Origin of the sequence: Nocardia noduli (genome assembly GCF_019038455.1) — a bacterium.
In the GTDB taxonomy this organism is placed as follows: domain Bacteria; phylum Actinomycetota; class Actinomycetes; order Mycobacteriales; family Mycobacteriaceae; genus Nocardia; species Nocardia noduli.
Genome location: NZ_JAFMPL010000085.1, coordinates 23,513 through 35,121, shown reverse-complemented (window position 1 = coordinate 35,121; position 11,609 = coordinate 23,513). Strand labels below are relative to the sequence as shown.

Genomic DNA, 11,609 nt, shown 5'->3' with positions numbered 1-11,609 from the left:
GCCCTCACCCGCCCACCTCCGGACCAGCCGGGTTCCGGCGCGCACACCGGTCATCGGCCCGCTGATCGCGGCCGCGCTCGTGATCGCCGCGCTCGGCAGCGGGATATGGGTCGCAGTGCAACCCGACCCCTCCGACGCCCGCACCGGCCCGAATTCGGAAACCATCACACCGCCCGAGACATCGACCTACCCCGAGCCCGCGCCCGTGGCCGCGGCCGAACCAGCACCGGAACCCGCGCCGAGATTGCCTGCGGGCTGCTTCCCATTTCAGCGTGGTTGCTGAAAGCAAGGGTCGTTGCGGCTCGTCCTCACCGGCCGGGGCCAACCCTGCGGACCGTGCCCGATCCCTGCGCGAACCGAATCTCATCGAGCGCGGTGATGCCGACGACGGGGCGTTCCGATGCTGCTGGGCACGGTTCGAACCAAGGGGCTCACAGCTGCGGGGCTGGACCGTGTCCCGGGCGCAGTGCGGAGCGATGAATCGCGTTACCAACCGCGATCGTCGGGGATCCAGTTCGGATCGACGACGGCGACCCGGAGGGCGCCTGCGGCCGAGATCAGGGCGCAGCGATGTCGACCGGCCTGCCACTGGGTTCCCTCGGCCATGATCTGGATCGGATCGGTGATGAGTTCGTGCCACGCGAATAGATCATGCTCGCGCAGTCCGATCCGTCGCCCGTGGGCACGCCAGTCCGGCGAGGTCCAGTTCCGTCGTACATCGACCGCCTCGGCGCTGGCATCGGCCACCACGCGCCAGTCCACGACCGGAAGGACACCGATTCGTTGCAGGTTGTCTTCATCGACTTCCGCTGGCCAAGGCGGCATCTGCGCTACCGACCACGCCAGCAAGTCCATCCGATATCTCCGCTCTCGCGACGAAACGATCCAGGAACGAGAGGCCCGGGGAAGCGGCCTCGACGACACCTCGGTATTCGCAGCAGTGACCGCCTCCGGATGCCCGGAGCGAACACCCGGGGCGGACGATGTCTGTCACAGCCTGTCACCTGCGGTCCAGGCGTAGCAGCCCGAAGGCGGCAATCCGAGTTGGACGAGTTCCGCCAGTGTTGGCCGGAACCGGATGGACTTCTCCGCGCGCGGGCCGCGCCGGTTCTCGAGGTGCAAGGTGGCGCGGTGAACGTCCGCGCTCCCATGTCGCGCATCTTCGCGTAGCAGCGCGAGGGCTGCCTCAGGGCGGACCTTGACCGTGACCGGGCGCGGCCTCGGACGTGGCAGTCGGTCGCGTCGCGGCCGTCGACGACGGAATCGGCGCCGTGCCCGTCCTCGGGGATCACCCCGGGGCACAGGCACTTCGCGACTTCGGCACCCACAGGATGGGCCGCAGTCGCCACGCCAAGGAACCTCGGCACGCCCACTGCGACAATCTCACTCGCCGAATCCGCGCGAGCCGGATACTCGGGCGCCAGCAAACAGGTCGCGGCGATCGTGCACTTGATCGCAGCCGAGGCATACGCGACCTCCGAGGCGGAACGCGCCAGGGCAAATGCCGCATCGGACGCACGCCACCTGAAGTCCATGACATTCGTCACGGCAGAATAGTGCCGACGCGTCAGCGCGGACGACTCTGTTGGTTATCGAACCGCTATGCACTGCTATGCGCACAATTCGGATCGGCAGCAATTGTCCCCGCTGGGCGTCGAATGAGCGCGGGCTATGCCGACAACATCCCTGGCCGCTTGAATTCGCAACTGGGTGAGATACAACGCTTCTCGCGGGGTGATATTTGCGGCGACACTTCGGTCGTCGATCCATGGATTTCGCTGCGATTGCCACCCTGTCCGCCCTCGCGGATCGCGGCCGGATGTTTGCATATTCGCAGTTCAGGGCCAGTAAACAGCGACGCCGGGAATTATGCGGCTCGTAACTTGGGGCGACCGCTGCGGCCATGAATCCAGGTAGCGCACTCAGCGCAGATATCGTCCTCGGATTCGGCTGGCGCGTTGTCGCAGAAGTCGCACGGTCGACGGAAATCTTCGTTGAATATTGTGAATGCGCGCATCGCCCCCCTCGAGGTTCGTCGTGCTATTCAGAGTAACCGATCGCGGGGCAGGCAGCCCTGGTGTGGCGGACGAGCGGGCGGGGAACAATCCCTGAGCTGCGCTTCGATGAGGTACTCGAAAGTGAAGAATTCATACGGGATACCCTGAAATCGGTGCCCGGGGCCGCGGCGTGGAGGGGGCAGGATGGGCAGGCAACCGATTCCGACAGATCTCAGCAAGGCGCACACGCGCACGCTGGCCGAGCTTTCGGCGGCCATGGACACCCACGGGCGGCAGATCGAACGCTGTCTGGACGAATACCGGGTGTCGACCGAGGGCCTGGATGCCGGTCCCGCTGCTCTGATCGAAAGCCCGGAAGATGCTTGTCGGCGGGGGTTCGCACGACGAATCTCGGCGAGCGCGGTTCGCGGTTTGGCCGCTGGAGGGCCCGTCTACGCAATCCCGTGTCTCGCAACGTCGCCCGTCCAGGCAGATGCCCTCGAGCGTCGCTTGCCGACCGCGATGTTCGATTGTCTGGCGGTGGGCAATCCGTTGTTCGTGTTCGGGCACCCGCCGATCGTGGGAACCGGAGTCCGTTATCGGCGGGTGCTGGGCTTCTACGTCCATGGGATGGATCGGCGCGACCGGATTCCCTGCGCGAGCACGACTCTTCGGTCGGACCTGGGGCTGCTGTTTCTCGGCGTGGAACTCGGCGCAAGAGCAGGAGCCAGTGACAGCGAACTCGTGCAGGTCACCATTCCGCGGACCTTCGAACTGTTCACCGTCGACCAGGCGGTCCAGCACACCATGGTTCATGTCGGCGGCGAGGCGTCGTTGCTGACCGCTCTGATCGTGATGGCCCTGCACGTTTTCACAGCTGGCAGCCGGACGATTCGACACCACGACACGGCGTCGAACGATCGGTGGACGCGCCACTGAATGGTCCACAAGCGTGATTTCGCCGTGGAGCGCGCGGGACGGGTGCCACAGTTTCACCGCCAGACCACCCAATGCAGGCGGGGTCACCCCGCATTTTCGGGCGGTGGTTACCGCGACGGGTCGTTGCGATGCCGCCACAATCGAGTACAGATACCCCGAAAAAACATTGTGGCAGAATGGATTAGAGATCCGAAGACGGAGGACGGACCAGTTCGCATCCAGGGCGGTCGAAGAGTGGTGCAGCGGGTACACCGGCAGATGAGACCATGAGACCCTTGCGGCGACGGAGGCTACCTACAGCACCGCCGCCCGCAACGTGTGTCTATCTTCTGCCGGAGGGTGCGGGGGCGAGTCCGTTCGTGAAGGGGGTAGTGATGTCGGTCGAATACGTCGCACCGGTCGAGGCGAAGCTCATCTCGATGCGCGAGCAGTATCAGCAGATCCTGCGATCGCAGCGACGGTGGTCTTTGCGGGATCTGTTCAGCACACCGGAACTCGACATCGTCGAATACTGTCGCGATCTGACCCCGAATCGATTCGGTGAGTCGGCCTGCCGGGAGGTGGAACGGTGGTGCCGCCAGCACCGGATCTGGCTCGAACCCGGTGGCGCGCACTACAACAGCATGACCCCCTACCTGCATCCGAACACGATCAACCTCGAGCGGATGACGGTGATCGGCCTGTTCAACGCCATCCTGTACTGGTTGAACGACACAGTCGGACGGGACAGACACGCGCACTTGTCGCGCACGCAGCAACAGCACGCGCGAGCCACCATCGACCGCCTGTGCGCCATGCTCGAAACCGGCAATCTGCCACCGGGACCCGTACCCGTCGAAGTCGCCACCCACGAATTCCTGCAACGACTCAGCCTCGACGCCGACCCGCGCTGGCTGCGGAACACCCTCGATTCCACTGTTGCGCATCTGCGTCCGGCGAACCGTGATCAGAACGCCCGCGCCCTCGGGCAACTTCTCGACGTCGGGGACTACATCGCGCTACGCGCCGACATGTCGGGCATGTACCCGGTCCTCGCGTTCTGCGAATACGGGCGTGACACCTACTTGCAGTGGGGTCCGATCGCCGCTGCCGGGCTCGACACCGACCTGAAGCGACTACGGGAACTGACCGTGCAGATCGGCGGCTTGATGAACGACCTCTTCTCTTTCGAGAAGGAATGCATCACCGGGGGCGCCGACTCCAACTTGATCCCGATCATCCTGCTCAACGCCACAGACACGACCCTGGCCGACGCGATCGAGCACGCCGCCGCACTCGTGCGTGAGCAACTGACCGAATTCCACGCTCTGCGCACGGGACTCACCGCGCGCTGCGCGGGACTCGCCGACACCGCACTGGGAATCATCATCGGCGAGCACATCGACGACCTCACCGGCGCGGTGCAAGCCACCTGGGTGTGGCAGGTGCGCACCGCGCGCTACAAAAGCGCCTCCATCTTCACCGAAAACCACGAGCACTGAGCTTGCGGGTAGGGATCGCGGTATTTCTCGCTGGGGCGCACGGCACTACAGCGGGCACGCAAGGCCGGGGTGGCTGGTCACGTCGTCCTCCGGTCTGGGCACCGGACAACCTGATTCATCGAACCGTGGAACGAGGGATCGTCACCTGCACAGGGCCAGGAGTGTCGAACCAGGGCGGCAATCGCTGTGGCAGGGAAGGGTTCCACGGCGTTGTTCACAGCCGCCTCCCTACGGGCACTGGTAATACCCGCAGGGAGGCCAGCCGGACCACAGCAAACCCGAACGAAGGCCGAACTAGACTCGGGCCTCACCCTCGACAGGCTCTCACTCGCTGACAGGAACGACTCCTGCTGTGTCCAGAATAGCGATCTCCCGGGTGGCTGCCCGCTGTCGCGCGACGACGTCGAAGATCCCATGTGCTCTCGTGGGATGTCCTCGGGGATATCAAGTGCAGGTGCGGCTGGAGGTGGCGGTGTCACTCGCGATCAGGCATCCGGACGCGCCGATTCCGACGGCACGTGATGTAGTCGCGGACTCCGAAGTCCATCGCGGCCCGCTCGACTGTCATCGGGAACAGTCGATCCGCTCCAGCTCGAACCGGACCCTGCCTCCCGCCTCGATCGTGAACTTTCGTGCCGCAAAGTCCCGATCGCCAAGATCGTGGGTATAGGAGACCAGGAAGCGGTCCAACTCGCTCACATCGATTTGCGCGGTGGTTTCGGTTCCGTATTCGGCGAAGTCGGGGTCGGTGGTTTCGGCGATCAGTGACGCCATTTCGATGCTGTCGAAACCGGGTTCGCCAGCGAAACGTGGCACGCAGTTGTCGGCGACATTCCGCGCCAACGCGGGCAGATTCGTATCCACGTCGACCACATCGTGGTTGATTCGGCTGTCCCGGTCATCGAGATAGACGGATGCGCGGTAGATGATCATTCGATCCTGACCTTCCAGGATGGGTAGGGGGACAGCGTCTGTGCGCGAGGGCGTCGGTCGAGTCGGTGAGGCTGTGAGGTTCGCTCATCAGGACATCTCCAGTTCGATCCGACGATGAAGTACGGCGCGTGGCCGATTGCCGCGCGCCGTACTGTCGGTTGGTCAGTCGGCGGTGGTCTCGTAGCTGTCGATGACCGCGCCGTCGGCGCTGGCGGCCTCGATCCTGTAGGTGGAGCCGGGCTCGCAGCCGAGGTCTGCGGCGGACAGGTCGAGGTTGTCCGCCAAGGGCAGGGCCGCGCGGGTAGTGGTCTCGATGTCGATGACCTGCTCGGTCTCCTGGTGGGCGGCGATGGTGCGTACGGTGATGGCTTCGGCGCTACGGTCGTTGTCCTGCACGAGTTTCCAGAAGTCGTCGTGGGGCATCGCTTCGATGTCGTAGCCGCCGGTCGCTTCCCACAGTCCGGCGACGATGGCGTCGAGGTCGTATTGGGTGTGGTGGGCGTCGCCCGCGTTGATGGCGTTGGCGATGGCGTAGCGGGCGGCGATATCGGTCAGCACTTTCGTTCTCTTTCGGACAGGTGTTTCGCTGTATCGAGCGGGTCTCGCTCCGCCCCGTCGAGGGGCGAGGCGGGATCGAGGTTCGTGGGAGATGTCGCGCGTTCGGCGAGCAGTGCTTTGACTCGTGTGATCGGCGCTCCGGTAGCCAGTGCGATGTCTGCTGGCGGCATCGAGCGCAGCGCGAGGGTGGTCACCGCCGCGCGCAACGCGGTGGTGTAGTCGTTCGCGACCGAGCGCAGGTGCGCCAGTTCCGGTGTCTCCACGACGAGGGTGACCGGCGCGGTCACGTCGAGGTGCGCGAGCCCGGCGGCGATGTCGACGCGCAGCGCTTTCAGCGTCGGTCCGTGTCCGTACACCCCGTAGGCGGCGACGCGACCCACCCAGGCCCGGCCGCGCCGCTGGGCCAGGCACTCGACGGCCTCGCTCATCCGGCCATCTCCAGGTCGGTGATCACCTGTTGGGCGAGGATGTCCGGAATCTGGGCGGGCAGAACCATTTTGCGCCCGCCGATCAGGTACACCGTGTGCGTGTCACTGCTGCTGAGCGCGGCGACGGTGAACCCCCGCCGACTCGCTGCGACACGGATACGTGAGAGTGGGTCACCCTGCTGGCCTCTACCGCGCAGTGCGGCGGTGACCTGCTGGGCCTGTTTCCACTCCTGCAAGGTGATCACCGGCTCGTGCACGATTCCCGGTGACCAAGCCCAGTCCTCCACCGGATTCCATCGGGAAGTCCCGGCGCGGCCGGTGCGGGTCGCCCGCCGGTTGAACACCTGGTGGCCGGTCAACTTGGGGTTGGCGACCAAACCCTCTATCCGATTGTGGGTCCAGCGGTTCTCGATCGGATACCGATCGGGGTCGGCGGCCAGCACCGCGATGATCTCGGCGGATTTCAGGCCCTCCTCCCGGCGCAGGCGGCACAATTCCCGGACGGCGTCGAACCGGCGCGAATCGGGATGGGGAACGAGTTTGCGTTTGGGCCGTGCGACGCCGAAGCGTCCCCGCGCGGGTTCGGGGGCGGTCTCGTCGACCACACTGATGTAGGGGTAGGGCGGATGCCCATGGTTCCAGCCGCCAACGGCGTGCTGGATCTGCCCGCCCATCGACATCTCCATCATCGCGGTTCGGTAGATCTCCGCGTCGACCTGGCTGTAGCGGCGCACGCGTAGTCGTCCTGATTCGGTGCCGCCGACCGGCTCGTTGGCGTACACCACCTCCACCCCGAACTTCCCGAGCTCGTGCTCAACGGTGAGGCTGGTCAGCATCGCCCGCGCCAAGCGGTCGGATCGCTCGGCCAGCACATGGGTCACACCCAACGGTTCGGCACGGTCGACCAGGTCCTGGAGCCCACCGTCACGCCGGAGCGGAACGGCGAGCGTGTCATACATTTCCTGCGGCGCGAGGCTGCGCAGTTCCGGGGGCAGCATCCCGGACTCCACATCCCAGAAGTACGCCGCGAAATCCTCACCCGGTTCCAACCGTGCCGCAGCCGTTGACACCTGGCGCGGCAGCGAGGTCGCGGGATTCTGGTTGTCCTTGGTGGAGACGCGACCGACGAACACCAGGCGACGGGGACGAAGGTCGGTCTTCTCGTAGTTCGGCAGGTCGGTGAGGTCGATGGGTGGTACGAATTGCACAGCTATTGCCTTCCACGGGTCTGCTGACGAACATCAAGATAGTACATATATGTATCACGATTGCGGTAGTTGGACAGCCCCGCGCACCGCCCGCGATGATGTGTGCTGACCAGGATGGCGACAGTCGGCGGAAGGGCAGCGTGCGCGGCGACAAGGCTCCGCAGACCTACACCCGGGGTGAGTGGCCTTACGACGCGGTCGCCCAGGCGGAAGCTCCTGCGCCCGTGCACTACAGTCTCGCCCTGGCCCGCAGGCTCGACGAACTGTGCAGATCGCTCGATCTGTCTCATCGCGCTCTGTCGCTGGCAGCCGGAGTCGCGTCGAACGCAGTCGGGAGGATCGTGCGCGGCGAGCTCTACCCCGACCTGGCGACCCTGGCCCGACTGGAAACAGCCGCCCAGGCGTCGATCTATCCCGACAAGATCTATCGCGCGCTTCCTCGCCCGAGCCAGTAGCGCGTGCCCACCTGGCCGCATGTTGTCGGTGCGGTCGATTCCGAGCGCTCGAAGGACTCGGCTGCGACGATTGGCTCGCGATCATCTGCTGGTACAGCAAGTTGCACAGCTGATTTCGACCGATGGTGGGTCACGCTCGCGGATTGAACAAGGGGCGCCATCGACGCTCTCATCGCCGGAGGCTTCAACAAATGGACGGCGTAGACGCCGATCGTGTCGATGGGCAGGCTAATCGTGTTGGGGTAGGAAATGTTTCAGGATCGAGGAAGGCGTCGAATTGGTACTGCGCCCCGGAGCCGAATTGCGCACTCCCAGCACATTCCCGACCGAACGACTGCCGCTTCATCGTGTGGCTTTCACGACGGGATCGGGTGAGGACTCCCGAATTCCCTCGCCGTTATCCCAAGGGCGGCAGTGCGGGCACCATGGACGCACGCGGTGATGCAGCCACGCCGAGTACGTCAGTGCTACGACCGCGGCGTCGACCGGCAGATAGACCACGCGCGGCAACCCGAACACCTCATTCGCGAGCACGGCGGCGACGATCAGCCCGAGGTAGGTGCCGACGCCGCGTTTGGTCGCGAGTGCGTGGTTGAGCCGCAGCACTCTGCGTTCCTTCTCGGCTCGCGCGCTCGCGTCGATGGGAACGTCGGCGATGCAGCGCGCGCACATGCGGGTGTGGATGATGTGGAGCCCACCGATCAGCATCAGCAGTGCCGCAACGAACTGGGCGAGACGCACTGTCCAATGGTCGATTCCGAGGTAGAACGGAATTCTTGCCAGGGTGGCCGCGCCGACCGCGTACAGCATGAAGTGAGCGGTCGTGGTCAGGAATCGTCCGAGAAGCGAACTCTCGTGGTTGAACGCGTCATCGATGGCAGCTAGCACTGCTGGTCCTTCTGCTCGTCATTTGTTGTCAGGGTTCGGAGTGAGCGGTGACTGGCCCGCGTCGGAGCGATCCCGCTCGCTGCGAGGCACTCGAATAGGTCCACTTCACCTGGGGGGAGGTCGAGTCGACCGACGATGTTGTGATGTGGAGTCCATCGCACACAGGTATTCCGGCAGCGTGATCGAATTCGAGCCGCGTCAACCCCGCGGATCGCAGCCCCTTGGCGCGGTGCCTCGGGCCCGGATAGTCGAGTTCGCCGAGCGCTGCGGGAACCGTCGCGCGCGGACACTAGTTCGCGGGGACAGCGGAATCGGCAGTGGGAACATCGCTATTGGCCGATCCCGGTTCGTAGACAAGTAGGTCGCCGGGCGTGCACTGCAAGACCTCGCACAGTTTGGCGAGTGTGGAGAATCGGATGGCCCGGGCGTCTTGGCGTTTCAGCGTGTACAGGTTCGCCTCGGTGATGCCGACCTGTCGTGCCAGTTCGGCCATGGAGATGCCGCGTGCACCGCGGACTTCCTCGAGCCGGACCCGGATGCGGTGGCTGTCCTCGGGAGGCATTCAGATCACCTGATCGAGTTCGGCCCGCAGGTCACGTCCGTGGCGGCCCAGACCGGAGGACACCAGACCTATCATGATCACTGCGATCAAGAGATAGAGCATGTCGCGTGACAGGGAAACACTGGCGCCCAGAGATCGCCCGATCAGCCAGTCGCACACCGCCAACGAGGCCACCGATACCAGCGCCCCCACCGCACACCAGCGGGCCGCCCTATGCCGCCGGTCGACGAGTTCGTCGGTGAAGACCTCGTCAGCCCGCAGCGGGTCCAGTATCAGTCTGCGCATAAGCACGAACCCTGGCACTCCCACCGCAACGATCAGCAGCACACCCGGCGTCGCTGCTTCCACGCGCTGGATCCACGCGGCATCCTGCAAACTGACCGCGTAGCCCTGAACCGCCACCCCATCGACTGTGGCCTGCTTGTCGACCCACACCGACGGCCAGAAGATGCCTGCGACGGCGTAACGCACCGGCAGCGCGGCAGCCGCGACAATCAGCAATAGATTCGTCAGCCACTGCGCGTCGAACCTCGTTGACCGGCGACCGTTCTCACGCCCGGATTCGATACCCACCATCAACTCCATCCCTATCGTTTTTCGATACTAGCGATAAACGATAGTATCGAAAAACGATAGGGTCAACGCGTGCAACCCGGGCCCACAGCGGTGCTCCTGTTCGCGTGGGGCCGCTGTGGTTGACGGAACGGCGCGTCGGTGGAGTCGGCGAGGGCTCTCGAGTCGATCCGAACCGCTCTACCTGGCAACCGCTTTCGAAGGCCATGGTCCCCGCGGTGGGCAGGCTCGACAGTCGGTACCGAGGTCGTGGTCACCGTCGGGGTAGGTGAAACGAGCCGACCTCATGTCGGTGATGTCGGACAGCTTGTCGGTGCCTCTCGGTAGCATGTTGGGGCACAGTGGTTTTGACGCAGTGGGGCTCGTAGGGGGAATCGCATGACCAAATCCCAGGGCCGCCGTGCCCGCAGCAGGGCTGTCACCGATGCCGCGCTGACGAGCGCGGCGGGCGTCGCGGGGTCAGGGCCCGCGCCGAATCGGCAGTCGGTGCGGGTTCGTCGCGCCGAGACGATTGCCGAGCTGCAAGGATTTCGACGGTGGGCGGGCATGGCCGGTGCCGGTGGTCCGGTCACCGCGGCCAACTGGTCGAGGCGCACTCGGGCGGCTATCTAGGGACCGCGTTGCATGGCAGCGGCGACACCACCGCCGATGAAGCCGCCGTGGATGTCGGTGGCCCGGAAGCGCTGGCGTGGGCACACACCGTCGCGTTGGTCGCGGTCACCGACTCCGACGACGAACCGATCGGCGGGTTGATGGCGGGACCGGCACTGCACTTCCTGGCCTCGCTGCCCTCCCGATACGGTATGGCACCGGTGCTGGCCGGGATCATGGGCAACCAGCAAACTGCATTTCGTCGCCGTCGACGAAGCCCACCGGCGCGGCGGTGTCGGTGCCGCGCTGGTGTCCACAGCGATCGCGACCGCGCGCACTGCCGGCGTGGCTCTGCTCTACGGACAGTTCACCACCAGCGACCGCGGCCTGGCCCGCTTCTACAGCGGCCTCGGATTCGACATCAGTCCACCGGATCGACCATTGGACTTCACCTCGATCCTCGGAATCTCCGCAGGCCCGGCACCGATGCGCGGTGAAACCTTCTTCACCCGCTGGTTCTACGACGCCACACGCTGAACCCGCTGGCGGGACGAGGTTCTCGGGACACGAAATCAGCGATGTCTCGGTCGTCGTAGCCGCCCATGGCCATCATCCAACTGTGGCCCCCCGGATCGGAGAGCGAGGGCAGCGCCCGGTCGGCCAGCCGCGTCTGCGCGTTCCGGCGCACCTCGTCGAGGGTGGATCCCAAGACGACGGCCAGCTTTTCGAGAACGCTGTCCTCGACGCCACCGCCGCTCTCGATCTCCCTGTACCTCCCGACCGACAGACCCGCACGTTCGGCGACCACGCGCGGGCGCGTCCTGCTGGCGATGCGCAGAAGAGCCAACTCGATCCCGATGGCCTCCGACGACAGTCGGGCGTGACGGGCGGCCTCACGCCTACTACGGACCTCTGCTCTGTCGCGAATACCGAACATCGCCGCGCCCTTCCATCCTACGAACGCTCACGCGTTGCCCCCAGTTTGCCAACACTCGT

Annotated in this window: 14 protein-coding genes and 1 pseudogene; 6 read left to right on the top strand and 9 right to left on the bottom strand. The window is 65.2% G+C overall.

Going from position 1 to position 11,609, the window contains the following annotated elements; translation table 11 throughout:
* Positions 1-283 (top strand): annotated as a pseudogene (locus JZ792_RS31045) (hypothetical protein); the annotation flags it as partial.
* Positions 284-486: 203 nt separating this feature from the next.
* On the opposite strand, the gene JZ792_RS31040 reads toward JZ792_RS31045, so the two are convergent.
* Positions 487-855, bottom strand: a complete 369-nt coding sequence (locus tag JZ792_RS31040; protein WP_216916204.1) for a hypothetical protein — start codon at positions 853-855, stop codon at positions 487-489.
* Between the two features lie 1,346 nt (positions 856-2,201).
* On the opposite strand from JZ792_RS31040, the gene JZ792_RS31035 reads away from it, so the two are divergent.
* Positions 2,202-2,936: a hypothetical protein gene (locus JZ792_RS31035; RefSeq protein WP_216916200.1), complete on the top strand. Its 735-nt coding sequence runs from the start codon at positions 2,202-2,204 to the stop codon at positions 2,934-2,936.
* Positions 2,937-3,310: 374 nt separating this feature from the next.
* Positions 3,311-4,417, top strand: a complete 1,107-nt coding sequence (locus JZ792_RS31030) for a terpene synthase family protein (RefSeq protein ID WP_216916199.1) — start codon at positions 3,311-3,313, stop codon at positions 4,415-4,417.
* A gap of 564 nt (positions 4,418-4,981) precedes the next feature.
* Here the strand turns inward: JZ792_RS31030 and JZ792_RS31025 are convergent.
* From JZ792_RS31025 to JZ792_RS43100, 4 genes are all read right to left on the bottom strand, one after another.
* Positions 4,982-5,350, bottom strand: coding sequence for a hypothetical protein (locus JZ792_RS31025; RefSeq protein ID WP_216916196.1), 369 nt, complete (start codon positions 5,348-5,350; stop codon positions 4,982-4,984).
* A 162-nt stretch (positions 5,351-5,512) separates the two neighbouring features.
* A complete protein-coding gene (locus tag JZ792_RS31020) occupies positions 5,513-5,908 on the bottom strand; it encodes a hypothetical protein (RefSeq protein ID WP_216916192.1) in 396 nt (131 codons plus the stop codon).
* The gene (locus JZ792_RS31015; RefSeq protein WP_216916189.1) at positions 5,902-6,336 is read right to left on the bottom strand and encodes a hypothetical protein; all 435 of its coding nucleotides are present in this window, start codon (positions 6,334-6,336) and stop codon (positions 5,902-5,904) included. The genes JZ792_RS31020 and JZ792_RS31015 overlap by 7 nt, the downstream gene beginning before the upstream one ends.
* On the bottom strand, positions 6,333-7,544 hold the full coding sequence (locus JZ792_RS43100) for a recombinase family protein (RefSeq protein WP_216916187.1): 1,212 nt from the start codon (positions 7,542-7,544) through the stop codon (positions 6,333-6,335). Before JZ792_RS43100 ends, JZ792_RS31015 begins: the two co-directional genes overlap by 4 nt.
* A 140-nt stretch (positions 7,545-7,684) precedes the next feature.
* Between JZ792_RS43100 and JZ792_RS31005 the strand changes: the two genes are divergently transcribed.
* Positions 7,685-7,999: a helix-turn-helix domain-containing protein gene (locus JZ792_RS31005; RefSeq protein ID WP_216916185.1), complete on the top strand. Its 315-nt coding sequence runs from the start codon at positions 7,685-7,687 to the stop codon at positions 7,997-7,999.
* A gap of 342 nt (positions 8,000-8,341) precedes the next feature.
* Here the strand turns inward: JZ792_RS31005 and JZ792_RS31000 are convergent, their stop codons facing one another.
* The 3 genes from JZ792_RS31000 to JZ792_RS30990 form a co-directional block, all read right to left on the bottom strand.
* The gene (locus tag JZ792_RS31000) at positions 8,342-8,887 is read right to left on the bottom strand and encodes a hypothetical protein (protein WP_216916183.1); all 546 of its coding nucleotides are present in this window, start codon (positions 8,885-8,887) and stop codon (positions 8,342-8,344) included.
* Between the two features lie 289 nt (positions 8,888-9,176).
* Positions 9,177-9,449 (bottom strand): helix-turn-helix domain-containing protein, encoded by a 273-nt coding sequence (locus tag JZ792_RS30995; RefSeq protein ID WP_216916180.1) that lies wholly within the window; start codon positions 9,447-9,449, stop codon positions 9,177-9,179.
* The gene (locus JZ792_RS30990; protein ID WP_216916177.1) at positions 9,450-10,034 is read right to left on the bottom strand and encodes a hypothetical protein; all 585 of its coding nucleotides are present in this window, start codon (positions 10,032-10,034) and stop codon (positions 9,450-9,452) included.
* Between the two features lie 366 nt (positions 10,035-10,400).
* Here JZ792_RS30990 and JZ792_RS30985 point away from each other — a divergent pair, with 366 nt between their 5' ends.
* Both JZ792_RS30985 and JZ792_RS30980 read left to right on the top strand, forming a co-directional pair.
* Positions 10,401-10,634 carry a hypothetical protein gene (locus JZ792_RS30985; RefSeq protein ID WP_216916174.1) on the top strand — a complete coding sequence of 78 codons (234 nt, stop codon included), beginning with the start codon at positions 10,401-10,403 and terminating at the stop codon, positions 10,632-10,634.
* Between the two features lie 231 nt (positions 10,635-10,865).
* Positions 10,866-11,150 (top strand): GNAT family N-acetyltransferase, encoded by a 285-nt coding sequence (locus tag JZ792_RS30980; protein ID WP_216916206.1) that lies wholly within the window; start codon positions 10,866-10,868, stop codon positions 11,148-11,150.
* Here the strand turns inward: JZ792_RS30980 and JZ792_RS30975 are convergent.
* Entirely contained in the window at positions 11,119-11,550 is a 432-nt protein-coding gene (locus tag JZ792_RS30975; protein ID WP_216916171.1) for a helix-turn-helix domain-containing protein, read from the bottom strand. The genes JZ792_RS30980 and JZ792_RS30975 overlap by 32 nt on opposite strands.
* Positions 11,551-11,609 lie beyond the last annotated feature (59 nt).